At 74.6% G+C, this 23,589-nt stretch carries 23 protein-coding genes; 9 read left to right on the forward strand and 14 right to left on the reverse strand.

Annotated elements, in window-relative coordinates:
- Positions 1–308: 308 nt before the first annotated feature.
- Positions 309–2,513 (reverse strand): MMPL family transporter, encoded by a 2,205-nt coding sequence (locus ACFWIS_RS02195; protein WP_380452344.1) that lies wholly within the window; start codon positions 2,511–2,513, stop codon positions 309–311.
- Between the two features lie 389 nt (positions 2,514–2,902).
- On the opposite strand from ACFWIS_RS02195, the gene ACFWIS_RS02200 reads away from it, so the two are divergent.
- Genes ACFWIS_RS02200 through ACFWIS_RS02210 form a run of 3 tightly spaced genes read left to right on the forward strand, consistent with a single transcriptional unit; the run spans position 2,903 to position 6,104 of the window.
- Positions 2,903–4,027, forward strand: coding sequence for a DegT/DnrJ/EryC1/StrS family aminotransferase (locus tag ACFWIS_RS02200; RefSeq protein WP_380452342.1), 1,125 nt, complete (start codon positions 2,903–2,905; stop codon positions 4,025–4,027).
- A 40-nt stretch (positions 4,028–4,067) separates the two neighbouring features.
- On the forward strand, positions 4,068–5,012 hold the full coding sequence (locus ACFWIS_RS02205) for an NAD-dependent epimerase/dehydratase family protein (RefSeq protein ID WP_380452340.1): 945 nt from the start codon (positions 4,068–4,070) through the stop codon (positions 5,010–5,012).
- Positions 5,013–5,024: 12 nt separating this feature from the next.
- A complete protein-coding gene (locus tag ACFWIS_RS02210; protein WP_380452338.1) occupies positions 5,025–6,104 on the forward strand; it encodes a hypothetical protein in 1,080 nt (359 codons plus the stop codon).
- Between the two features lie 221 nt (positions 6,105–6,325).
- Here the strand turns inward: ACFWIS_RS02210 and ACFWIS_RS02215 are convergent, their stop codons facing one another.
- From ACFWIS_RS02215 to ACFWIS_RS02235, 5 genes are all read right to left on the reverse strand, one after another.
- On the reverse strand, positions 6,326–7,066 hold the full coding sequence (locus ACFWIS_RS02215) for a polysaccharide deacetylase family protein (RefSeq protein ID WP_380452335.1): 741 nt from the start codon (positions 7,064–7,066) through the stop codon (positions 6,326–6,328).
- Positions 7,063–7,926, reverse strand: a complete 864-nt coding sequence (locus tag ACFWIS_RS02220) for an SDR family NAD(P)-dependent oxidoreductase (protein ID WP_380452333.1) — start codon at positions 7,924–7,926, stop codon at positions 7,063–7,065. Before ACFWIS_RS02220 ends, ACFWIS_RS02215 begins: the two co-directional genes overlap by 4 nt.
- Positions 7,919–8,890, reverse strand: a complete 972-nt coding sequence (locus tag ACFWIS_RS02225) for a hypothetical protein (RefSeq protein ID WP_380452331.1) — start codon at positions 8,888–8,890, stop codon at positions 7,919–7,921. Before ACFWIS_RS02225 ends, ACFWIS_RS02220 begins: the two co-directional genes overlap by 8 nt.
- A gap of 128 nt (positions 8,891–9,018) precedes the next feature.
- Entirely contained in the window at positions 9,019–9,444 is a 426-nt protein-coding gene (locus ACFWIS_RS02230) for a DUF2690 domain-containing protein (protein ID WP_380452328.1), read from the reverse strand.
- A gap of 205 nt (positions 9,445–9,649) precedes the next feature.
- Positions 9,650–10,453, reverse strand: a complete 804-nt coding sequence (locus ACFWIS_RS02235) for an SAM-dependent methyltransferase (protein WP_380452326.1) — start codon at positions 10,451–10,453, stop codon at positions 9,650–9,652.
- 223 nt (positions 10,454–10,676) lie between these two features.
- Here ACFWIS_RS02235 and ACFWIS_RS02240 point away from each other — a divergent pair, with 223 nt between their 5' ends.
- Positions 10,677–11,315, forward strand: a complete 639-nt coding sequence (locus ACFWIS_RS02240) for an RNA polymerase sigma factor (protein ID WP_380452324.1) — start codon at positions 10,677–10,679, stop codon at positions 11,313–11,315.
- Between the two features lie 86 nt (positions 11,316–11,401).
- Positions 11,402–12,079, forward strand: a complete 678-nt coding sequence (locus tag ACFWIS_RS02245; RefSeq protein WP_380452321.1) for a hypothetical protein — start codon at positions 11,402–11,404, stop codon at positions 12,077–12,079.
- Positions 12,080–12,109: 30 nt separating this feature from the next.
- On the opposite strand, the gene ACFWIS_RS02250 is transcribed toward ACFWIS_RS02245, so the two are convergent.
- The 5 genes from ACFWIS_RS02250 to ACFWIS_RS02270 form a co-directional block, all read right to left on the reverse strand.
- Positions 12,110–13,927, reverse strand: coding sequence for a condensation domain-containing protein (locus ACFWIS_RS02250; RefSeq protein WP_380452319.1), 1,818 nt, complete (start codon positions 13,925–13,927; stop codon positions 12,110–12,112).
- Positions 13,928–14,027: 100 nt separating this feature from the next.
- Positions 14,028–14,705, reverse strand: coding sequence for a 4'-phosphopantetheinyl transferase family protein (locus ACFWIS_RS02255; RefSeq protein WP_380452316.1), 678 nt, complete (start codon positions 14,703–14,705; stop codon positions 14,028–14,030).
- Positions 14,702–15,490 (reverse strand): hypothetical protein, encoded by a 789-nt coding sequence (locus tag ACFWIS_RS02260; RefSeq protein WP_380452314.1) that lies wholly within the window; start codon positions 15,488–15,490, stop codon positions 14,702–14,704. The genes ACFWIS_RS02255 and ACFWIS_RS02260 overlap by 4 nt, the downstream gene beginning before the upstream one ends.
- Before the next feature lie 4 nt (positions 15,491–15,494).
- Positions 15,495–15,785: a phosphopantetheine-binding protein gene (locus tag ACFWIS_RS02265; protein WP_380452312.1), complete on the reverse strand. Its 291-nt coding sequence runs from the start codon at positions 15,783–15,785 to the stop codon at positions 15,495–15,497.
- Between the two features lie 92 nt (positions 15,786–15,877).
- Complete coding sequence (locus tag ACFWIS_RS02270) at positions 15,878–16,810, reverse strand: 3-oxoacyl-[acyl-carrier-protein] synthase III C-terminal domain-containing protein (RefSeq protein WP_380452310.1); 933 nt, start codon at positions 16,808–16,810, stop codon at positions 15,878–15,880.
- A 232-nt stretch (positions 16,811–17,042) separates the two neighbouring features.
- Between ACFWIS_RS02270 and ACFWIS_RS02275 the strand changes: the two genes are divergently transcribed.
- From ACFWIS_RS02275 to ACFWIS_RS02290, 4 genes are all read left to right on the forward strand, one after another.
- Positions 17,043–17,294, forward strand: a complete 252-nt coding sequence (locus ACFWIS_RS02275; RefSeq protein ID WP_380452307.1) for a hypothetical protein — start codon at positions 17,043–17,045, stop codon at positions 17,292–17,294.
- Positions 17,291–18,439: a glycosyltransferase gene (locus ACFWIS_RS02280; protein ID WP_380452305.1), complete on the forward strand. Its 1,149-nt coding sequence runs from the start codon at positions 17,291–17,293 to the stop codon at positions 18,437–18,439. The genes ACFWIS_RS02275 and ACFWIS_RS02280 overlap by 4 nt, the downstream gene beginning before the upstream one ends.
- 174 nt (positions 18,440–18,613) lie before the next feature.
- Entirely contained in the window at positions 18,614–19,588 is a 975-nt protein-coding gene (locus tag ACFWIS_RS02285) for an ATP-binding cassette domain-containing protein (RefSeq protein WP_380452303.1), read from the forward strand.
- A 42-nt stretch (positions 19,589–19,630) separates the two neighbouring features.
- Positions 19,631–20,395: an ABC transporter permease gene (locus ACFWIS_RS02290; protein WP_380452301.1), complete on the forward strand. Its 765-nt coding sequence runs from the start codon at positions 19,631–19,633 to the stop codon at positions 20,393–20,395.
- A gap of 69 nt (positions 20,396–20,464) precedes the next feature.
- Here ACFWIS_RS02290 and ACFWIS_RS02295 read toward each other — a convergent pair whose 3' ends face one another.
- The 3 genes from ACFWIS_RS02295 to ACFWIS_RS02305 form a co-directional block, all read right to left on the reverse strand.
- A complete protein-coding gene (locus ACFWIS_RS02295; RefSeq protein ID WP_380452298.1) occupies positions 20,465–21,751 on the reverse strand; it encodes a PLP-dependent aminotransferase family protein in 1,287 nt (428 codons plus the stop codon).
- Positions 21,748–22,683 carry an alpha/beta hydrolase gene (locus tag ACFWIS_RS02300; RefSeq protein ID WP_380452295.1) on the reverse strand — a complete coding sequence of 312 codons (936 nt, stop codon included), beginning with the start codon at positions 22,681–22,683 and terminating at the stop codon, positions 21,748–21,750. The genes ACFWIS_RS02295 and ACFWIS_RS02300 overlap by 4 nt, the downstream gene beginning before the upstream one ends.
- Before the next feature lie 93 nt (positions 22,684–22,776).
- Positions 22,777–23,571: a methyltransferase domain-containing protein gene (locus ACFWIS_RS02305; RefSeq protein WP_380452293.1), complete on the reverse strand. Its 795-nt coding sequence runs from the start codon at positions 23,569–23,571 to the stop codon at positions 22,777–22,779.
- Positions 23,572–23,589: the final 18 nt, after the last annotated feature.

Raw genomic sequence — 23,589 nt, forward strand, 5'->3', positions numbered from 1 at the left:
GACCTCACCGCCGTCGGCGGCCGGCGGGGGGGGGGGCCCCCGCCCGCCCCGCGCCGGCCGGGCGGGCGGCCCCCCCGGGGGGGGGGGGCCGCGCCGGGTGGGGGCCTCCGCGCGGGCGGCGGCCCCGACTGCAACGGTAACGGTTGGGGCTCGAACCGCTGTCCGAGCCGACCGGCGCCGGGCCGGACCGGACCGCCCGACTGGGAGGCCCGGTCCGGGTGGTTCCGGCCCGGCCCGAGGGGTGCTCGGACCGGGCCGGTCGGTACCGGGGCCGACTAGCCGTCGGGCGGTACCAGGTGGTGCCGGACCTAGACGGTGACCGACTCCTTGACCGGGGCCGGTTCGGGGGCGGCGGTGTGCAGCTTGCTGCCCTCGACGTCGACGTCGGGTATCAGGCGGTCGAGCCGGCCCGGCAGCCACCAGGCGCGGCGGCCGAGCAGGGCGAGGACGGCCGGGACGATCGTCATCCGGACCACGAAGGCGTCGAAGGCGACGGCGGCGGCGAGGCCCAGACCCATCATCTTGATCATCGGCTCGCTCATCCCGATGAAGCCCGCGAAGACGGCGATCATGATGAAGGCGGCGGCGGTGACCACCCGGGCGTTGTGCCGGAAGCCGGTGACGATGGCCTCGCCCGGCTCCTCGCCGTGGACGTAGGCCTCACGGATCCGGGTGACCAGGAAGACCTCGTAGTCCATGGCGAGGCCGAAGACCACGCCGATCATGAAGATCGGCATCATGCTCATCACCGGGCCGGTCTGCTCCACGCCGATCAGGTCGGCCAGCCAGCCCCACTGGAACACCGCGACGACCGCGCCCAGCGCGGCGGCCACCGAGAGCAGGAAGCCGAGCGCCGCCTTGACCGGGACGAGGACGGAGCGGAAGACCACCAGCAGCAGCAGGACGGCGAGGCCGACGACCACCGCCAGGTAGGGCACCAGCGCGTCGCTGAGCTTCTGCGAGACGTCGATGTTCATCGCCGTCGTACCGCTGACCAGGACCGTCGCCCCGGTGGAGGCCTTGAGCCCGGCCGCCTGACCGCGGATGGTGTGGACCAGGTCCTTGGTCGCGGCCTCGGCCGGTCCCGTCGCCGGGACGGCGTTGACCAGGGCGGTGTCCCCCGCCTTGTTGAACATCGGCGGCGTCACGGTGACCACTCCGGGCACGCCGGAGACGGCCTTGGCGACCTCACCGGCGGCGGCCTTCGGATCCGCGGTGCCCTTGACGTCCACCAGGACGGTCAGCGGGCCGTTGAAGCCGGGGCCGAAGCCCTCGGACAGCAGGTCGTAGGCCCGGCGCTGGGTGGTGGAGGTGGGCTTGGCCTCGTCGCCGGGCAGGCCGAGCCGCAGGTCGAGCGCGGGGGCGGCGAGCACGCCGAGGCCGACCACGCCGAGCAGCAGCACCCCGAGCGGGCGGCGCACGATGAACCGGGCCCAGCGGGCGCCGCCGTTCTCCTTCGCACCGGCCGGCTGCGGCGTGCCCTGGGCCTTGCGGACCTTGCGGGGCAGGGCCCGGCGGCCGATGAAGCCGAGCAGCGCGGGCACCAGGGTGAGCGCGACCAGCACGGCGATGACGACCGTCCCGGCGGCGGCCATGCCCATCTTGGCGAGGATCGGGATGCCGACCACGGAGAGCCCGGCGAGGGCGATCACCACGGTGAGGCCGGCGAAGACCACCGCGGACCCGGCGGTGCCGATGGCCCGGCCGGCCGCCTCCTGCGGGGTGCGGCCCTCGGCGAGCTCGGCCCGGTAGCGGGAGACGATGAACAGGGCGTAGTCGATGCCGACCGCGAGACCGAGCATCATGGCGAGCGTGCCGGTGGTCGAGGAGAGTCCGAGCGCGCTGCCGAACGCGGTGATCAGCGACATGCCGAGGCCGACGCCGATCACGGCGGTGAGCAGCGGCAGGCCGGCGGCGACCAGTGAACCGAAGGTGATCACCAGGACGACCGCGGACAGCGCCATGCCGATCGCCTCGCTGCTGCCGCCCGCGTCGGGCTTGGCCATCAGCGCGTTGCCGCCGATCTCGACCTTGAGCCCGGCGTCCCGGGCGTGCTGGGCGGCCTGCTGGAGCGCGTCCGTGGCGCCCTTGGAGACCTCGCCCGCCTTCGCGGAGTAGTTGACCGTCGCGTAGGCCGTCGAGCCGTCCTTGGAGACGGCGCCCGGCATCTTGAACGGGTCCACCGCTCCGGTGACCTGCTCACCGTGGGCGAGCTCGGCGACCGTCTTCTCGACGGCCTGCTGGCTCGGCCCGGCGGTGATCTTCTGGCCGGAGGGCGCGACGAACACCAGACGGGCCGAGGCGCCGTCGGCGTGGCCGCCGGGGAAGCGCTCGTTCATCAGGTCGAAGGCCTTCTGCGCCTCCGTGCCGGGCATCGAGAATCCGTCGTCGGGTGCGGCGGGCGCCTTGGCCGCCAGGACTCCGGCGAGCGCCAGCACGGCGACCCACAGCAGGGTCACCAGCCGGCGCCGGACGAAGGCCCATCGGCCCAGGCGGTAGAGGAACGTGGCCACGGGAGAGCGGACTCCTTCGGATTCGGAAGCAGATGCGGGCGGGGACGGGTGCGGGTCACGGATGCCCGGAGGCGGTCCGCTCGCAGCATGGCCAATCCTTGATCACCGCCCCCTCCTCCGTCGTCATCTCTCCGCAGGCCGTTTGCGTACTGCGGACGCAGTACGACCCTCCCCCGTACGGCGGAGCGCGCGGCCTCCCCCGGGAGCAGCCGGGGGTGGCCGGTGGCCTGCGGCGGGAGCACTCGCGGGTCACCCGTGCGGGCGGTGACGGCGGGCCGCGGCCGTCCGGTCGAAGTAGCGTGATGGGCCACTGGCCTGACCGTTTCCATCCGGTCCGGGCCGACCCGTCCCGATCGGTGCTGATGACAGCCCGCCGCCGGAGGTGCCCCATGGGTGTGCCAGCCGCCCGCATCGTGTTCGACGAGAACGACCGCGCGGCCGTCGCCGACGCCGTGAGCGAGATGCTCACCACCGGCGCCTTGACCCTCGGCCCGTGGACCGAGCGCTTCGAGCAGGCCTTCGCGGCCGAGCACGGCGCCTCCCACGCCGTCGCGGTGAGCAGCGGCACGGCGGCGCTGGAGGTCATCCTGCGCACCGTCGACGTCCGCGGCCGCGACGTGGTCGTCCCCGCCGTCACCTTCTACGCCACGGCCGGCGCGGTGGTCCACGCGGGCGGCCGCCCGGTGATCGCCGACGTCGACCCGGCCACCCTCGCGCTCTCCCCCGAGACCCTCGCGGCGGCCCTCACCCCGGATACCGCAGCCGTCGTACTCGTCCACATCGGCGGACTGGTCACCCCGGAGGTGGACGCGCTGCGAGCGCTCTGCGACCGGCACGGCGTCCCGCTCGTCGAGGACGCGGCGCACGCCCACGGCAGCAGCCTGGGCGGCCGCGCCGCCGGGACGTTCGGTCTGGCCGGGGCCTTCTCCTTCTACCCGACCAAGGTGACCACCAGCGGCGAGGGCGGCATGATCCTCACCGAGTCGCCGGAGCTGCGCGACGAGGCGCACATCTTCCGCGACCAGGGCAAGGGCTCCTTCGGTACCAACCACCACGTCCGGCTCGGCTACTCCTGGCGGATGAGCGAACTGCACGCCGCCGTCGGCGCGGTGCACCTGCGCCGGCTCAAGGAGTTCATCGAGACCCGCCGGGCCGTCGCCCGCCGCTACGACGACGCCCTGGCCGGCGTGGACGGGCTTCGGCCGGTGCTCGAACCGCCCGGCAGCCGCGGCAACTACTACAAGTACGTGGCGCTGCTGGCGCCCGGCGTCGACCGTACGGCCTTCAAGCGGGCGGTGGCCGAGGAGTTCGGGGTGCGGCTGTCCGGCGAGGTGTACGACCTGCCGCTGCACCTGCAGCCGGTGCTCGCCCCCTACCGGGGCGGGCCGCTGCCGGTGGCCGAGGACGTCTGCGCCCGGCAGGTCTGCCTGCCGGTGCACTCCGACATGACCGAGGACGAGACGGAGCTGGTGATCGAGGCCGTCTCGACCGTGCACCGGCGGATGGCCGGGTAGCGGGAGCGAGCCGGATAGCCGGCGCGAAAGGAGCAAGACCGTGCGGATAGCCGTCACCGGTGGCTGCGGGTTCATCGGCTCACACGTCGTGGACCACCTGATCGCGGCCGGGCACGAAGTCCTCGCCGTGGACACCACCGACAAGTACCTCAACCCCGACGCCGAGCACGCCCGGATCGACGTCCTCGACCTGCCCGCGCTGACCTCGGCGCTGGCCGGCCGCGAAGTGGTCTACCACCTCGCCGCGATGGCTGACGTCGAACAGGTCTCCGCGGACCCCGTCCGGGCGGTGCGGACCAACATCGACGGCACCGAGGCGGTACTGGAGGCGGCCCGGCGCAGCGGGCTCAGCCGCACCGTCCTCGCTAGCACCGTGTGGGTCTACGGCGCCGCCCTCACCGACGATCAACTCGACGGCGGGGAACAGGAGTTGGACGAACACGTACCGATCGAGCTGGAGCACAGCGGGCACCTGTACGTGGCCACCAAGCTCGCCGCCGAGATGCTCGTGCACAGCTACCGCGAGCTGTACGGACAGCACTTCACCATCCTGCGCTACGGCATCCCGTACGGTCCGCGGATGCGCGACGAACTGGTCGTCGCCCGGTTCGTCCAGGCAGCCCTCGCCGGACGGCCGATCACCATCGCCGGCGACGGTCGGCAGAGCCGCAACTTCGTCTACGTCGAGGACCTCGCCGACGCCCACGTCCGGGCCCTCTCCCCCAGCGCCGAGGACCAGACCTTCGCCCTGGAGGGGTCCGCCGCCGTCTCGGTGCGCGACATCGCCGACACCGTCGACCGGCTGCTCGGCCCGGTCACCATCGAGCACATCGACGGCCGCAAGGCCGACTACACCGGGCGGCGGATCTCCTCCGCCCAGGCCAAGCGGCTGCTCGGCTGGTCGCCGAGGACCAACTTCGCCGACGGCGTGCACCGCTACGCCGACTGGTACCGGGCCACCGCCGCCGCACCCGCCGCCGGCTGACCGGGCCGCCCGATGCCGCACGCCCTGCTGGTCTCCGGCTCGCTCGGCCAGGGACACGACGTGATGGCCCAGGCCTGCGCGGACACCCTGCGCGAACGCGGCTGGACCACCGGCACCGTGGACGCCATGGCCCTGCTCGGCCAGCGGTCGGGCGCCGCCGGGGAGGCCGTCTTCCGGCGGCTGCTCGACCTGCCCGGGGTCTACGACGCCTTCCACTTCGCCGCGCTGCGCCCGGGCACCCGGCTCGCGTTGCTCGCCGACGCGGCCGCACGCAGCCGGCTCGTCCCGGCGCTGGGCGAACTGATCGAGGCGCAACGCCCCGAGCTGGTGGTCTCGGTGTTCGCCACCGCCAGCTCGGCGGTCAACCGGCTGCCGCGCCGGGACTTCCGGCACTTCGTGTTCTGCACGGACGTCACCCCGCACCGGCTCTGGGTGCAGGAGGGCACCGACCTGTTCCTGGTCACCTCGGAGGTCGCCGCCTGCGCCGTGCGCCGCTACCGGCCCGACGCCCCGGTGTGCGTCGTCCCCGCGCCGCTGCGGCAGCCGTTCTACCGGCCGCCGGGCCGGGCCGCGGCCCGCGCCGAGTTCGGCGTGCCGGCGGACGGCCGGTGCGTGCTGCTGATGTCCGGCTCCTGGGGGCTCGGACCGATCGCCCGCACCGCCGCCTCGCTGGCCGCCGCCGGACCGCACGTGCTCGCCGTGGCCGGGCGCAACCGGGAGCTCGAACAGCGGTTGCGGGCGGCCGCCCGCAACCAGCCGGGACTGCACGCCTTCGGCTACACGGACCGGATCCCGGCCCTGATGGCCGCCGCCGACCTGGTCGTCACCAGCTCCGGCGACACCTGCAGCGAGGCCCGGGCGCTCGGGCGCCGGCTGCTGCTGCTCGACGTCGTCCAGGGCCACGGGCGGGACAACCTCCAGCACGAACTGGAGCTCGGCCACGCCGACGTCGCCACCGCCCGGCCGGCCGAGGTGGTCCGCAACGCCATGGCGGCGCTGGGCCGGCCGGAGCCCGACCCCTCGCCGGGCGCCACCCCGGAGGCCTGGCAGAAGGGGTTCGGGGCGGCGCTGGAGCGGGTCGGGCTGGGGTGAGGCCCCGGGGCCGTCCGCCGCGCGTTCAGTCGGCGCGGACGCTGGACCGGGAAGTACGTCGGGCCCCGGGTGTCCGTGGTGACGGTGTCGGAGAAGCGGCTCGGGCCGTTCACGGCACTCCCGGACGTGTGGCCCGGTCCGCCCGAGTATCCGGGCATGGACGCCTCCCCGCGTGTTCGGCGCGCCCACCCGGTGGTGGGCGCGCCCGTCGTTCGCCCCAACTACCGTGCGGCGCGGGCAAGGTGCGGGACGGCGTGGTCGCGGAGCGGGCCGAGGGTGAGGGTGCGGCGGCGACAGTGGGCGGCGATCAGCGGGAGGGCGGCCAGGGTGGCGCGCCAGGAGTCGGGCGCGGAGGTGCAGTCGGAGTCGTGCAGCAGGAGGGTGGCACCGGTGGTGAGGCCGGGGCGGGCGGTCGCGTAGACGGAGTCGCCGGTGGCCGCGGCCGTCCAGTCCCGGCCCCAGGCGGTCCAGAGCACGCTGCGCAGGCCCAGGCTGCGGGCGGCCAGTGCCGGACCGGCCGTCAGCACGCCGTACGGCGGGCGGTACCAGAGCGGGCGGGCGCCGCACAGGTCGGTCACCGCCTCGGTGGCGCGGCGCAGTTCGCGCAGGTCTCGGGCCGGAGTCGGGTACCACTGCGGCCGGTGGTGCCAGCCGTGCACGGCCACCTCGTGGCCACGCAGCACCAGTTCACGGCCGAGCGCGGGGGCGCGCTCCAGCATCGAACCGAGCAGGAAGAAGGTGGCGCGGGCGCCGAGTTCGTCCAGGGCGTCGAGGACGTACGGGGTGCTGCGCGGGTCGGGGCCGTCGTCGAAGGTGAGGGCGAGGTGGCCCGGGGCGGTGCCGTAGCCGGCGGTGCGGCGGGCCAGGGTGCGGCGCACCGGCGGCAGGCGGACCGCCGCCGGGGCGAGGTGCAGCAACTCGACGGCGGCCGCCGCGAACAGCGCCCTGGCTCCGGGACTCACCCGAAGCGGGCGGCCATCCGGCGGAACACGCCGGGGGCGGCCCCGTGGATCCGGGCCGGGAAGCCGAGCCAGTGCGGGACGAAGAGGCGGTCCCGTTCGGTGGTGATGGTCGCGACCACGGTGGCCGCGACCCGCTCCGCCGAGACCGGGCGGGGGCGTTCGCGCTGGTACGGGGTGCCGCGTCGGTCGAAGAACGGGGTGTCCACCGCGCCGGGCAGGACGAGGCGGACGCCGACACCGGTGCCGCGCAGCTCGTACCAGAGGCTCTCGGCGAACATCGCCAGCCCGCCCTTGGTGGCCGAGTAGCCGGACTCCTCGCGCACGCCGACCTGGCCGGCCATCGAGCCCAGCAGCACGATCCGGCCGCGGCGGCGCTCGAGCATGCCCGGCAGCAGCAGGCGGACCAGGCGCAGCGGAGCGGCGAGGTTGACCTCGATCATCCGGTCGAGGGTGTCGGAGGGGGTGTCGGCGAACGGGCCGCGCCAGCCGAGGCCGGCGCTGGCGACCAGGGCGTCCACCCGGCCGGCGGTGGCCAGCGCGGCCTCCGCGAGGCGGGCCGGGCCGTCCGGTTTGCTCAGGTCCTCCGGCAGGGCGTGTCCACCGGTGCGCTCGGCGAGGGCGTCGAGGCGGGCGCGGTCGGTGCCGGAGAGCAGGGTCTGCCAGCCGGCGTCGGCCAGCCGGGTGGCGGTGGCCAGGCCGATGCCCGAGGAGGCGCCGGTGATCAGCGCGACGGGGCGGGCGGTCGGGTCCGACCGGCCGGGCCGGGCCCGGGCTCGCTCCGTGGTGGCTCGCTCCGTGGTGGCTCGCTCCGTGGTGGCTCGCTCCGTGGTGGCTCGCTCCGTGGTGGCTCGCTCAGCCATCGCGCACCTGCCGCTCCCTGGACGTCCTGCCGGCCGTTTTGTCCGGCACGTCACCTTCGCACGGCAGAGCCGTCCGGGCTACCGGGGCGGGACGGCGGACGCCGCCTCCGTCCGGATGCGGGGCCGGGAGTTCGGCGGACTCGTCCTCCAGTTCACCGAAGCGGGACAGCAGGAACGTTCCGCCGACCGCGATCGCGAAGCCGGTCAGGGCGCACCAGGCGAAACCCTGGCGCGCGGAGTCCCCCAGCGCCACCACCCCCACCAGGGCCGGACCGAAGGTCTCGGCGACCGTTCCGGCGGCGGTCGCGGCCGTAACCGTGCCGCGTTGCAGAGCGAGGGCGTACGCCAGGTAGCCGCCCAGGCCGCCGAGCGCCAGGGCGTAGGCGGCCGGGTCGGTGAGCACGGCGGTGAGGCCGGACGCGTCCAGGATGCGCACCGCGAGGCTGGTGATCCCGAAGCCGACGCCGGCGAGCAGGCCCAGGCCGGCGGCAGCGACGGTGCCCTCCCGGCGCACCAGTACCAGGGTGGCCAGCAGCATCATGACGGTGGTCGCCAGCAGCGCCCAGTGGAAGGCCGCCGGGGCGTACTCCCGGCCTTCCTCGCCGGAGCCCAGCGCCAGCAGACCGAGGCCGACGACCACCGCGAGGATGCCCACGAGGTCGCCCGGGCGCAGCCGCGCGCCGAGCAGCCAGACGGCGGCCAGGGCGGTGACGGCCAAGCTGGCGTTGGTGACGGCCTGGACGAGGAACAGCGGCAGGCTGCGCAGGGCCACGATGCTCAGCACGAAGCCCAGGATGTCCAGGACCGTCCCGAGGATGAACTGCCAGGACCGCAGCAGCGCCGCCAGCAGCCCCGCCCGCACCCGGTCCGCGCGCGGCGCCGACCGCGCCCCGCGCGCCTGGAACACCGCCCCGAAGCCGAAGCAGGCGGTGGCGACCAGCGCGGTGGTGAGTCCCAGCAGCATGCGTCTCCCTCGCGGGGCGGCAGCGGTTCACCACTCAGTCTGGGGCCGCGGCGGCGCGGGCGCACGGGTGGGCCGCCGGGGCCGTCAGGCCGGCGCGTGCGGCGCCGCCGTGACGGCCCGCGGGCCGGTCAGTACCACTCCGAGTAGCCCCAGTTGTTGTCGTACTGGAAGTAGGCCCGGGACAGGATGTCCTTGTCGTTGACCATCCGGGTGTAGATCGTGCCGTTGCCGTTGTACACGGCGCTGTAAGAGGCGCCCTTGTTGTTCTCCACCCGGATCGTGATCTGGGTGCCGCCGTAGCTGCCACCGGTCGCGCGCGCCCAGGCGGCACGGCAGGTCGGGCTGTAGCGCAGTTGCGCGTCACCGTCGGGAGCCGTGTAGGCGACGGTCCGCGCGTCGTTCTGGCAGATGGTGTTGGCCGGGTCGAGGCCCGTGCAGCTGTCGGCGTAGCAGGAGGTGGCGGCCGAGGCCGAACCCGAGGCGAACAGCAGGCCCGAGGCGACGAGCGCCAGGGTGGAGGCCGCGGACACGGCGTTCCGCAGGGAGAGCTTCATGGTGGTCCCCGAGTGGGTGAAGGGTGTGGCGTGCGCCCCGTCGGCGCCGCCCGCTCACACCCTGACACCGGTGGAGTCCGTCCCTCTCCGTCCCCGGTCGTCCCGGGCCGATCCCGGGACGACCGGAAAAGGCCGGGGACGGCGGGGCAGACGGGGCAGGCGGTGGCCGCTCGGACGGTTCGCCGGCGGGGCGGGCAGCCCGTGCTCAGGGCCGGAGTGCCACACCCGCGTAGGCGGAGGCGTCGGAGGCCGAGACGGCCGGATCGTCGGGGCGGGGCCGCCAGTGCGGGGTGGGGACGACGCCGGGCGGCAGGAGGGTCCAGCCGTCGAAGAAGCGGGTGAACTCGGCGCGGGTGCGGGCCTGGGCCGCGGTGCCGGCGGCCTCGTAGATGCCGACGATCCGGCGGATCTCCTCGGGGGCGAAGTCGGGCGTGACGTGGGTCATCACCAGGGCGCTGCCGGGCGCGAGCACGGACTTGAGGTGTTCGACCAGTTCGTGGGCGCCGCGGGCGTCGGGGACGAAGTGGAGCAGCGCGTTGAGGGAGAGCGCGACCGGGCGGCTCAGGTCGATGGTCTCGCGCAGGCCCGGTGCGGCGAGCAGCCCGTCCAGGTCGGTGATGTCGGCCTCGACGTAGGCGGTGCGGCCCTCGGGCGTGCCGGTGAGCAGGGCTTGGGCGTGGGTCAGGACGATGGGGTCGTTGTCGGCGTAGACGACCCGGGCGCCGGGCCGGACGCTCTGGGCGACCTCGTGGAGGTTGGGCGAGGTGGGGATGCCGGTGCCGATGTCCAGGAACTGGTCGATGCCGGCCCGGGCGAGGGTGCGGGTGGAGCGGTGCACGAAGGAGCGGTTGGCGCGGGCGGCCTCGCGCAGCCACGGGGCGACGGCGAGGACGTGGCCGGCGGCCTCGCGGTCGGCGGCGAAGTTGGTGAAGCCACCGAGGTAGTAGTCGTACATCCGGGCCGAGTGCGGCACGTTCAGCCGCAGGTCGACCCCGTCGTAGAGGCTCATCGCGCTCCCCTCGGCATCGCGGTCACGGTCCGATTGCTGCCCACCGTACCGGGGGGCCAATCACCGCCCCGGTGGCCTGATCCCGCCCACGGATCGGATGGGATGACAATCTGTATTCGCTTTGCCGCATGGAGTGACCGGCCTGGTGGAATGAGGATGGGCGCGGACAGCCCGACCCTCGAGTGGCCCGGTGAGCAGCCGGCGGCCACGGAAAGCAGGCTCGATGACGATCGACAGGGGTGCCCCGGCGCGCGGGTACCGCGGAGGGACGGCGGTGGAGCAGGCCGCCGCGGCCGCGGCGGAGCGGGCGGCGGTGGTGGTGATGGAGGCGGGCCTGCGCCTGGACCTCACCTACGCCGCGTTCTGCGAGACCCATGAACCCGCCTGGCACGCCCTCGCGTTGACCAGAATAGGCAGCCAGGCCGACGCGATGCTGGTGGTCGAGGCGGTCAAGGCCGATCTGGCCCGCTGCTGGCCGCAGGTGCTGCGGTTCGAGGAACCGGCAGCGTACGCCTGGCGGTTGGCGAACCGGCACGTCGGGGACTGGGTGTCCGCCGAGGAGCCGGTCGAGGTGGAGGCCGTCACCTTCGCGGCCGTGATCGGGGCGTTCAAGCAGGTCGCCGACGGACTGCTGCACAGCGAGGCGGACGAGGTGCGGCTGTACGCGGCGATCCTCGAACTGCCGGACCGGCAGCGGGACGTGGTGATCCTGCGCTACCTGCTGGGCCTGCACGCCAAGGTGATCGCGGCGTACCTGGGCCGGCCGGTGGCGACGGTGCACTCCAACCTCCGGCACGCCCGGGAGCGGCTGGCGCGCCGGCTCGGGGTGGGCGAACTTCCGGACCAGGGCGGCGAAGCATGACCGCGGACCGGCGGGGCGGGCCCACGGGCGGGGCGGGTGCAGTGGGCGGGGCGGGCGCGGCGATCGGGGGGCGCACGGTGTTCCGCGTGCCCCGGCCCGAACGCGCCCACGCCGAGCGGATCGCGGCCGTGCGCCAGGCCCGGCTGACCGCCGCCCCGGCCCACCTGCCCTCCGAGCACGAGCAGGCCGCCTTCGAACTCGGCCTGGTGGTCGCCCTGGTGCTGGGCGCGCCGTGTGCCTCCCGGGGGCTGGACCTGCTGGTCAACGCGCGCCGGATCCAGCCGGAGGGCGCGGAGGTGTTCGGCGCCCTGCTGTACGCCACCGGCAAGGAGGAGGGCGCCGAGTTCTGGTGGCGCTTCGCGGCCGGCTCCGGCAGCGGAACGGCCGCCTACTGCCTCCATCTGCACCACCTGAAGCTCGGCGAGACGGACGACGCCGACTACTGGCGGGCCTGGTCCGAACAGCTGTCCGCGACCGAACGGCCGCCCGGGCCAAGGACGTTGCGAATGAGTCGGCCGCTGCTCCCGGAGGACGTGCGGCGGGACATCCTGTCCCGGGTGCACCGGGGGCTGGCGCCCCAACTGCCGCCCGCACTGGTCGCGGTGATCGACCGGCTGCCGTTGCAGGACGGGGACGAGGAGGAGGCGCAGGAGGTGCCGAACCCGTGGGGCCTCACCTCCGGGGCCACCGCGGCCTGTTCCTGGGAGCCGCCGTGGGGGTTCGGCGAGGCCGGCCCGGAGGGCGGGGCGGACCCGTTGGGGTGAGAGCGGCCCGGCGGCCCCTCCGTCCCACGTTCAGGTGAGTGCGGCCAGCCGGGCGACGACCTCCGGATCGCGGCCACTGCCGGCGTCGAGCCGCTCGCCGTCCGGGCCCCGGTAGCGGATCCGGTAGTGCTGCGGCGCGATCGCGGTGTCCCGGCCGGGCAGAGCGGCGACCACCGCGCGGTGCACCTCGGCGGGGGTCAGCCGGGGATCGGTGGTGGTCAGGTCGACTGTCAACCGGCCTTCCTCGACGGTGATCCGCCGTGCCTCGGCCGGGTCCAGGGCGGCGTCCAGCAGGGCGCGGACGGCCGCCAGGTCGATCCGGGAACCGTCGACGAGCCGCCAGTCACCCTCCCGGCCGCCATCCTGGCCGCCGTCCCGGCCGAGTGCCGGCGGGCCGGGCGCCCCGGGGAGCGAGGCGAGCGGGACGGGCCCCTCGGCGGCCGCCGCGAGGAGGGCGAGCAAGGCCTGGGCGAAAGCCTCGGTCTCCTCGGGGTCGAGCACCTGGGGGCAGGCGGTCAGGGCGAAGTCCAGGCTGCCGCCGATCCGCAGGATGGTGAACATCAGCCGGACCGGCAGCGGCGGGGCGGGCAGCGCGGTGAGCTCCGGGTCCGCGCTCGGCACCGGCTGGGCGTCGGCGACAGCGGTGGGAATGGTGAGGCTCAGGTCGTTGACCACCACCTGGCGGGCGAAGCGGGAGCCGCGCACGTGGGCGGCGTCCTCCACCAGCTGCCAGATCTGCTCGGCGTCCAGGACGCTGTGCCAGTAGGCACTCAGCGAGGCGGACTTGGCGCGCCCGATCAGCCGGTCGAGGTCCTCGGCACCGGCGTCCAGCAGGATCAGGGCGTCCTGGGCGAGGGTGCCGACGTGGTCGAGCAGGGCGGCGCGCTGCCGGTTGGCGGAGAGCGCCGCGATGGCCAGCTCGGTGCGGTCGGCCCGGTGGGCGACCAGCGCGGAGAAGGCCGCGAGCAGGACGACGGAGGGGCTGGCGCCGGTGCGGCGGCAGACCGCGGCGAGGTCCGCGGCCGCGCCGCGGGCGCGGACCAGCAGGGCCCCGTGCTCGCCCGGCGGGCCGGTGATCCGGGAGTCGGCGAAGACCACCTGCGGGCCGGAGCCCAGCACCTTCGCCCAGTGCCGCAGCGCGCCGCTGGCCCGGCGGCGGCCCTGCGGGCTCTGCTCGGCGGCGGCGATCTGGATCGGGGTCGGGGCGGTGACCGGCGGGAGTTCCTTCCCGGCGGCCAGGGCGTACCAGTCCTGGATCAGCAGGGCGGTGGCGGCGCCGTCGGCGCCGGCGTGGCACACCACGGCGATCAGCCGGAGCACTCGCGGCCCCTCGGTCACCAGGGTGAAGCGGATCCTCGGAACGGCGGTCAGCGCCAGCGGGACGGCGACGTCGTCCCGCCCCAACTGCGCTGCCAGGGAGTCGAGTTCATGGCCTTCCAGGCCCTCGGTCTCGACCAGGGTGACGGTGAACCGGCCGTCCCCGTGCACCACCTGGCTCTCCGGGAAGGCGTCCGGGCCGGAGCCGGGCGGGAAGGACGTCCGCAGCGACTCGTGCCGTTCGACCAGCAGCCGCAGGGCGGTCAGCCCGGCGGCCGTCGAAGTGCCGGGCGGGACGGGCCAGACCGACTCCTTGTTGATCTGCTCGGGGGTGTCGCGCCGGATGCACCGGACCATGTTGTCCTGGCCACGGGTGAGCGGGCCCGAGCCGCCGCTGGTCGCGGCGAAGCGGACGGTGACGTGCCGGCCGCCCCGGGGCAGATCCGGCAGCGTCGCGGCCAACCGTGTCGGGTCGAGCGGTGCATCGTCGAGCGGTGCCGCGTCGAGCGGTGCATCGTGGTGCGCAGTCACGTCGTACGTGCCTCTCGGCTCGCCGGAAAGGTCTCAGCGGGGGATACGGCCGGACGTTACCAGCGCTTGCCGGTGATCGTCCAGGCAAACTGATCAGTAGTCAATTTACTTGCCACACAGTTGAGTTGATGTATTCCGGACAGCCGCCGACGGTGGCCACGGCGGCCCGGTACGGCTCCGGGACGGGCACGTCGCACAGCCCCACCGGGCCGGCTCCGAGCGGGCCCGGATCAGCCAGCAGCAGCGGGGACCGGCCCGCCACCGACACCCCGAACGCCTGCGTCAGTCGCCCGCCGTACGCCTTCACACACGCCTCCCGGCGGCACCACAGCGCGGCGAACCGCGCCGCCCGCTCGGCGGGTTCGGCGGGCTCCGCGACGAAGCGCGCCTCCTCGAAGGGGAACCAGCGGGCGGCCATCCGCTCGGCCGACCGGGCCTCCCCCAGCCGCTCCACGTCGACGCCGACCGCCCGGCCCTCGGTGAGGGCCAGCACGGCGAGGGAGTCGGCGGTCGACCAGTTCACCCGCAACCCGCCCGCGTCCACCGGCTCCGGCTTGCCGTGCGGCCCCCGCCGCCAGGCCACCTCGGCCGGGCGGACACCCAGCCGTTCGGCGACCAGCTGTCGGACGGCGCCGCGCACCACCGTGAAACGGTCGCGGCGCAGCGCGTCCGCCCGTACCGCGCGGGCCTGTTCCTCGGCGTCCAGGGTCCGCCACAGCCGGGCGACCACGTCCGGCGGCTGGTCGGTGGGGATCAGCCGGAGTTCGAGCCCGGTCACGGCTGCACCAACACGCTGAGCACCCCGAGCCGGCGGTCCAGCCCGGCCAGCAGCAGTGGCCGCTGCTGCTCCCGCCACTCGGGCAGCCGCTCGGCGAGCTGTGCCCAGAGGCCGGTGAAGGGCTGGGCGGGCGGGCCGCACCCGGCCCCGGTCGCGTCCAGTACGGCCGCCCCGGGGCCCAGTTCCGCCGCCCGGGCCCGGACCACGGGCTCCGGCCGGTCGGTGCCGGGCAGCTGCCGCACCGCGAACCCGGCGCCCGGCGCCTCCTCGCAGACCAGCACCACCGCGGCGTGCCGCTGCGGCAGCGCCACCGGTTCGGCCGGCTCGTAGTGCAGCGCGGTCTGCTCGGCCAGCACCACCACGGCCCGGCGGCAGGCTCCGGTGCGGTGGTAGTCGGCCGCCAGCCGCAGTGCCGTGAAGGCCGCGGCGCCGCCCTGGTCGCAGACCGCGAAGGCCAGCGGTTCGCCCGGGACGGAGCGGCTGAGCGCGAGCGAGGACGGTGCGCCGGGGCGCACGTCCGGGGTGTCGAAGGCGAGGATCAGCAGGTCCACCGGCTCGTCCTCGGCCACTGCCGCGCCCAGCAGGCCGGCGGCCAGCTCCTCGTAGGAGTGGCCGACGCCCTCGCGCAGCAGGTCCTCGCGCAGCGGCAGGCCGTACGGGCGGACCAGGTCGGAGACGAAGACCCTCAGGTCGGGGTCGAGCGAGGTCTCCGAGCGGCCGTCGAAGCACCGGGCCAGGGCCCGGGTGATCCGCAGACCGGGAGGAGCGGGGGTACCGGCGACCACCCGGTCAGCCCTCGGCGATGAGGTGCCCGGCGACGTACTCGGCCAGCTTGGTGACCGACCGCAGGTCGTCCTCGGTGATCTGCTCGACGTCGACCTGGATGTCGAGCGCCTCCTCGAGTTCCAGGATGAGTTCGATGGTGCCGGCCGAGGTGAGGCCGAGGTCGTCGAACAGGCAGGCGTCTGCCGGGATCTCGGGCAGTTCGCGCTTGAGCACGCGCGGCAGCAGCTCGCCGATGCCGTGCAGGATGCGCTCGCGCAGTTCGGGGTCAGTGGTCTGGACCACGGGTTCTGACATGGGTGTCCCGTCCCGTCGTACGTGGAGGTGTGCTCTGGTGTTCACTACGGGGGAAGCGCGCTCGGGGGTTCGAGTCGCGGACTGACGGATCGTCAGTACTGCATCACCATCGCGGAGAAGGTGGCCCCGACGCCGGCGGCGGCGATCAGGTAGTGGTCGCCGCGGCGGATCAGCCCCCGCGTGGTGGCGGTGTGGAGATTGATGAGGCTGTCTGCAGCGAAACTGTGCCCGACCGACAGCACGTTGTCCAGCACCACCTTCTCCAGCGGATAGCCGATCCGGCGCGCTATCATCCGCCAGGATGCCTGGTTGACGTTGTGCGGGAGCACCGCGGCCAGCTGGGAGAGGTCCAGACCGGCTTCGCCGAGTGCGGCCTCGATGGCCTCCACCATGACGTTCGGGTACTCGCGCTGGTAGCGGGCGAGCAGCTCGGCGTCCCCGGCCAACCGGCCGTCGAACTCCGGGCGCTGGCGCACCGCGAAGGAGCGCACCCGGTGCCGCGGCCCGTCCGCGCTGACCAGGCAGGCGGCGGCACCCTCGGCGAAGATGCCGGTCTCCGGCACCACCTGGGCGTCCTTGGTGAAGGTCTTCTCCCCCGCCAGCACCAGCGCCAGCGCTTGCGGATCGGGGTCGCCGGCCAGCAGCCGGCCGGCCAGGTCGATGGCCAACAGGCCCACCGCGCAGGCGTGGTGGGTGACGGTGAAGGCGTTCGCGTGCGCCAGTCCGCGCTCGGCGAGCAACTGGTGCAAGGGGTTGAGCGGGTAGGGCACGGCCACCGGCATGCTGCGGGCGTGGATCACGAAGCGGACGTGCCGCTCGCGTCCGCGCAGCTCCGGCAGGGCGTCGAGGGTTGCGTCGAGCAGGTCGGGCAGCCTCCCGGCCGGATCCAGTCGCAGCTGGTCCAGGCCGTGGAAGCGGCGGAAGAGACGGAGTTGACGTGGGGTCAGGCCGATGCGCTCGCCCACCGCCTCGATGGGAACGGCGGTCGGGGGGAGGTGAACGGCCACTGCCTCCAGTGCGGTCACCCGGGCTAGTATTCCGACGCCCGCCTGGTCGCACAAGTGATCTCGGGCCCTTCTCCTTCGCGCCCGCCCCAGCCGTCACGTTCCCGGCCCCCTCGGCCGGGCGCTCGACCGGCCGCCCCCTCCGGGGCACCGGGGCCACCGCGCCCCACCACCCTGCACCGTCGACCGGACGGGAGAAACTCCCTTGCCAGATCGTGAACCGCCCAGCTCAGCGGCCCCGTTGAATCCGGCGTTGGCCGCCCTGCTGGCCGAGGTGGCCACCGCGCCGCCCGGCTGGGAGCACCGGCTGACCCCGGACGCCCGACTGGACGGCGACCTGCTGCTGGACGAGTGCGAACTCGCCGAGCTGGCCGCCCGGCTGCCCGAACGCTTCGGCCCGGCCGCCGACCTGGCCGGCCTGCGCTCCCGGCTGGACCTCGCCGCGCTCGAAGCGCTCACCGTGGCCGACCTCCAGGCCCTGCTCCCCGAGGAGGACGGACGATGAGCCGGTTCCTGCTGGTGATGCCCCCGCTCACCGGGCACGTCAACCCGGCGTCGGGCATCGCCGCCGAACTGACCGCGCGCGGCCACCACGTCGCCTGGACCGGCACGGAGTCGGTGCTGCGGCCGCTGCTCGGCCCGGACGCGCAGGTGCTCGGCACCGGCACCCGGGCGTTCCGCACCCAGGGCGGGCACGGCCTGGCGGCGCTGCGCTCGCTCTGGGAGGGATTCATCGTCCCGTACGCGCGGTTCACCGCGAAGCCGCTGGACACCATCGTGCGGGAGTACCGGCCGGACGTCCTGCTGGTCGACCAGCACACCCCGGCGGGCGCGCTGGTGGCCCACCGGCACGGCCTGCCGTGGGCCGGCTTCGCGCCCGGGGCGATGGAACTGGGCCGCCCCTACCGGGCATTGCCGCAGGTCGAGGCATGGATGACCGGGCTGCTGCGCGGACTGTGGGAGCGGGCCCGGCTGCCCGCCGAGGAGTACCTGGACCCGCGCTTCTCCCCCGCCCTGGTGCTGGCGACCACCGGACCGGCGCTGACCGGGAGCACCCCGCCGCCGCACCACGCGCTGGTCGGCCCGGTGCTCTCGGCGCGCCCGCACGACCCGGACTTCCCCTGGCAGCGGCTGCTGCCCGGGCGGCGACGGGTGCTGGTCACCATGGGCACGCTGGCGGGCGCGTTGGGCGCGGACTTCCTCGCCCGGGCCGCCCGGGCGCTGGAGCTGTGCGGCCCACAGGTGCAGCCGGTGTTCGCCGCGCCGCGCGAGCTGCTGCCCGAACTGCCGCCGCACTCCGTGGCGGTGGACCGGGCGCCGGTGCTGGAGCTGCTGGCGCGCGGCGAGTTGGACGCGGTGCTCTGCCACGGCGGGATGAACACCGTGGGCGAGGCCCTGGCGTACGGAGTGCCGCTGGTGACCGCGCCGATCCGGCACGACCAGCCGTTCGTCGCCGCGCAGGTGGCGGCGGCCGGGGCGGGCCTGCGGGTGCCGTTCGCCCGGGTGACGCCCGAGCGACTGGCGGCGGCGCTGACCGCCGTACTCGGGGCAACGGACTACCGGGCCAGGGCGGTTCAGGTCGGCCGCGAATTGCTGGCGGGCGGCGGGGCGGCCGTCGCGGCGGACCGGCTGGCGGCACTGGCGCCGTGAACCCCCTTGAGTGGACCCCTTTAGCAGAAGAGCGGACCACACGTCCATTGGTCTAGGCCATTGTCTCCGGGTGGGGTCCGCCCCTAGGGTGTCGCAGCAACACCGCCTGCACAGGCGCCGAGCCGGCCCGGTCCCCGGGTGCCGTGGCAGCCCATCCCCGTACGGGAGTTCCGGTTGATCGAGACCGCGGGACTGCGCAAGTCCTACCGCAAGAAGACCTCCCGCCGCAGCGGCGAGGACCCCACCGTCGACGCCGTCCGCGGCATCGACCTGTCCGTCGCCGCCGGCGAGATCTACGGCTTCCTCGGCCCCAACGGCGCCGGGAAGACCACCACCCTGCGCATGCTGGCCACCCTGATCCGCCCGGACGGCGGCCGGGCCACCATCGCCGGGGCCGACCTGGTCAAGGACCCGGCCGGGGTCCGCCGCCGGATCGGCTACGTCGCCCAGGGCGGCGGCACCACCGACAACGTCAGCGCCCGCGAGGAACTGGTGCTCCAGGCCCGGCTGTACGGCTCCGCCAAGGCGCCGGCCGTCCAGGCCGCCGCGGACGCCCTCAAGGCCTTCGACCTGGGTGATTTCGGCGACCGCCCGTGCGCCACCTACTCCGGCGGCCAGCGCCGCCGGGTGGACATCGCCCTCGGGGTGATCCACCAGCCGCAGGTGCTGTTCCTGGACGAGCCCACCGTCGGACTGGACCCGGCCAGCCGGGCCCACCTCTGGGAGGAGATCCGCCGGCTGCGCACCGAGGGCATGACCGTGGTCGTCACCACCCACTACCTGGACGAGGCCGACGCGCTCTGCGACCGGGTCGCCATCGTCGACCACGGCCAGGTGGTGGCCGAGGGCACGCCCACGGCGCTCAAGCGCGAGATCTCCGGCGACGTGGTGCTGCTCGGACTCACCCCCGGCGAGGACGTCGCCGGGCGCGCGGCCGAGGTGCTGCGCCCCCAGCCGTACCTGCACCGGCTGGAGACCAACGGCGAGGAGGGGCTGCGGCTGTACCTGGAGGACGGCGCGACCGCCATCCCGCGGCTGCTGCGCGCCCTGGAGGCGGCGGGGGTCACGCCCGGCACCGTCCAGCTCCAACGGCCCAGCCTGGACGACGTGTTCCTGGCCCGCACCGGCCGCTCGCTGCAGCAGTCCTGACCCGGCCCGACCGCCCTGCCGGCCCGACCCCTTGGGGAGACCGTGAAGCTCGCCCGCGACACCTGGCTGGTCCTCCAGCGCCAGCTGCTGCTCATGATCCGAACCCCGATCTGGATCGCCGTCGGCATCATCCAGCCGGTGTTCTACCTGCTCCTGTTCGCCCCGCTGCTGAAGAAGGTGCTCGCCCCGCAGGGCGCCAGCAGCTACGCCGACGCCTACCAGGTGTACGTGCCGGGCCTGTTGGCGGTGCTCTGCATCTTCGGCGGGCTGTTCACCGGCTTCAGCCTGCTGGGCGAGCTCAAGGCCGGGATCATCGAGCGCTCCCGGGTCACCCCGGTCAGCCGGCTGGCACTCCTGCTCGGCCGGGCGCTGCGGGAGATGGTGGCGCTGCTGGTGCAGGCCGTCCTGATCACCCTGATCGCGCTGCCGTTCGGCCTGCGGGTCAGCCCACTGAACCTGCTGCTCGCCTACCTGCTGCTGGGCCTGCTGGCCCTGATGACCTCGGCGATCTCCTTCGGCATCGCGCTGATGGTGCCCACCGACGCCGCGATGTCGCCGGTGGTGAACACCATCGCCCAGCCGATCGCGCTGCTCTCCGGGGTACTGCTGCCGCTCACCCTGGCACCGCAGTGGCTGCAGCAGCTCGCCAGGTGGAACCCCTTCTACTGGGCGGTGGAGGGCATGCGCGCGCTGTTCTCCGGGCACGCCGGAGACGCCGCGGTCTGGCAGGGGCTGCTGGTGGTCCTGCTAATGACCGTGGTGGCGGTGTACTGGTCGGCGCGGCTGTTCTCCACCCGGGTGCGCTGACGGCGCGGGCCCGTCCGTAACCGCAGGGGCCCGGCTCGTGACGGCGAGCCGGGCCCCTACTGATGCTCTTCATGCCGTCATGAACGACGCCAACTTGCCGACGCCTTCGATGATCTGAGCTTGAGTCAGCGAACTGATGGAGAGCCGCAGCCGGTGCTCCCCGCCGCCCGCCGGGTAGAACGGTGCCATCGGCGTCCACAGCACCCCGTACTCGCGGGCGCAGCGCTCCATCGCCGCGTCGTCGGCCCGGAACGGCACCGTCAGCACCGCGAAGAAGCCGCCCTCCGGCCGGTTCCAGGAGACGCCCAGCCGGCGCTGCTCGGAGGCCGGGAAGTGCCGCTCCAGCTCCCGGAGCAAGGTGTCCATGCCGGCCGCGTAGTGGGCCGTGGCGCGGGCGTTGGCGGACCGCAGGCTGCAGTCGTGGGCGAGCAGCATGCCTCCGATGACGGCCTGGCTGAGCGCCGGGGTGTTGACCGTCGTCATGCTCTTCAGCTTGGCCAGTTCGTCCGCCAGCAGGCTGCGCCGCCCGCCCGGCCCGGCCACCTCCTGGTCCGCGACGACGTAGCCGACCCGGGCGCCGGGGAAGCAGGTCTTGGCGAAGGAACCGAGGTAGAGGACCTGGCGGCGGCGGTCCAGTGCCTTCAGGGTGGGCCGCAGGCCCGGGGTCCGGGCGAAGAAGCCGTACGGATTGTCCTCGATGACCAGCAGGCCCTCCTCGGCCGCCGCGTCCAGCAGTCGGCCGCGGGCCTCGACCGGCATGCTGGTGCCGGAGGGGTTGGCGAAGTCCGGGACGACGTACAGGGCGCGCGGACGCCTGCCCCCGGCCCGGACGGAACGGGCGGCGGCGCGGACGGCCTCCGGGTCGGGGCCACCGTCGGGGCCCTCCGGGACGGGCAGGGTGGTCAGGTCGAGCAGCCGGGCGGCGCCGGTGACGCCGACGTAGCAGGGCGAGCTGACCAGCAGCACGTCCTCGGGGCCGGCGCACAGCGCGCGCAGGGCGAGCAGCATGCCCTCCTGGGCGCCGACGGTGAGCACCAGGGCCTCGGACGCCACCGTGAGGCCCTCGTCGTTGGCGAGGGTGCGGGCGACCAGGTCGGCGATGATGCCCTTGGTGGGGCCGTACTGGAACAGCGCGGTGCGCACGGCGTCCCGGTCGAGGCCGCGGTCGGCCAGGTGGTCGAGGAAGGCCTCCAGGTAGGCGGGGACGTCCTCGGGTTCGAAGAAGCCCTCGTAGGGGCGGCCGGGGGCGAAGGAGACGGCCTCCGGGTAGCGGGTGGTGACCTCGTTGAGGAAGGTCATCGCGTCCAGCAGCGGGTCGGCGAGCGAGCCGTGCAGGTCTTCCAGTCGCAGGGTCACCGCAGGGCCTCCCGCAGTCGGGCGGCGGCGTGGGCCTGGGCCTCGGCGGCGGCGTCCAGGGTGCCGGTCATGGCGAAGAAGCCGTGCGGCACGCCCGGGTAACGGCGCAGCTCCACCGGGACGCCGGCCGCGCGCAGCGCCGCGGCGTACTGCTCGCCCTCGTCGCGCAGCGGGTCGTACTCGGCGGTGAGGACCGTCGCGGGCGGCAGGCCGGAGAGGTCGGCGGCGCGCAGCGGGGAGGCGTACGGGGCGGCGCCGTCGGCCGGGTCGGCCAGGTAGTGGCCCCAGTACCAGGCCACCGAGCGGCGGTTGAACAGCAGCGGGTCGTCGTGTTCGCGCAGCGACGGGGTGTCGGCGGCGTGGTCGGTGTTGGGGTAGACCAGCAGCTGGTGGCGCAGCGCCGGACCGCCCTCGGCGCGCAGCAGCAGGGTGAGGGCGGCGGTGAGGTTACCGCCGGCGCTGTCCCCGCCGACCGCGATCCGGTCCGGGTCGATGCCGAACTCCGCTGAACGGTCCACGAGTCGGTGGAGCGCGGCACGGCAGTCGTGCAGGGCGGCGGGGAAGGGGTGTTCGGGGGCCAGCCGGTAGCCGACGGAGGCGGTGACGCAGCCGACGGCGTTGGTCAGGCGGCGGCAGATCGCGTCGCTGGTGTCGACCGAGCCGAGGGTCCACCCGCCGCCGAACAGGTAGAGCAGGGCGGGCGACGGGCGGCCGGGCGGGTCGGGCCGGTAGAGCCGCAGGGCGAGTTCGCCGCCGGGGCCTGGGATGCGGTGCTCCTCGACGGCGGCGACCGGTTCGGGGGCGCCGGCCGCGGCCCGGATGTCGGCGAGGTCGGCGGCGCGGGCCTCGGCGAGGGTGAGGGTGTAGAGCGGCGGGGCGCCGCTGCGCGCGCGATGGGCGCGCACGGCCTCGGCCTGGGGGTGCAGGGGCATGGGTGGTGGTCCGTTCGGCGGCGGTTCGGCGGTGGTTCGGAGGCGGTCGGGCGGCGGCTCGGCGGGCTTCGGCGGCGGTCGGGCGGACAGGCCCTACCGGTCGGCCTCAACGTAGACGGTCTCGTCCGTGCGGAAGGCCGTGTCGAGGTCGGCGACGTCCGAACGGAGGCCCTGGCGGTAGGCGCACTGCCGGATCTGCTCGGGGCCGAACCCGGCCAGGGTGAGCACGTGGCGCAGCTCGTCCAGGTCGTAGATCCACTGGTGGCCGTAGTGGCGGAAGATCTGGTTGACCAGGAACGCCGGGCGGGCGGGCATCGGCGGGCCGAAGCCGAGGGTGGTGAGGCGGCGGCGGTGCTTGGCGAGGAAGCCGTCCCCGGTGGCGTAGCCGACCAGGTAGCGGGCGAGGTCGGGGGTGGTCAGGCGCAGCACGCCGCCGGGGCGCAGGATCCGGCGGGCCTCGCGCAGCCAGCCGGCCGCGACCGGCAGGGTGACGTGCTCGATCAGGTGCTCGGCGTAGACCCAGTCGACGCTGGCGTCGGCGAAGGGCAGCGGCCGGGCGATGTCGAGCTGGGTGAACCAGCGGTCGCCGTCGACCCGGTAGAGGGTGCCGGGTTCGGTGGCGCCGGCGGGCCCGGTGTCGGTGGCGGGGCTGCGCAGGGTGGCCAGGTCGGTGCCGAGCCCTTCCGGATGGGCGGTCCGGAAGGCGGCGAACTCGATTCCGGTGATGCCGAGTTCGCGCAGCTGGGCGTGGTCGTGCGGCAGGGCGCCGGGGCGGGCTTCGAGCTTCTCGCAGGTGGCGACCTGGGCGCTGAACGCGTCCAGGCGGGTGTCCAGTCCTTCCGGGTCGTCCCAGTCCCAGCCGGGGAAGCGGTCGTTCGGTGCGGTCATCGGTGCTCCTCTGGAAAG

This window comes from Kitasatospora sp. NPDC127060 (genome assembly GCF_042724935.1).
Classification (GTDB): Bacteria; Actinomycetota; Actinomycetes; order Streptomycetales; family Streptomycetaceae; genus Kitasatospora.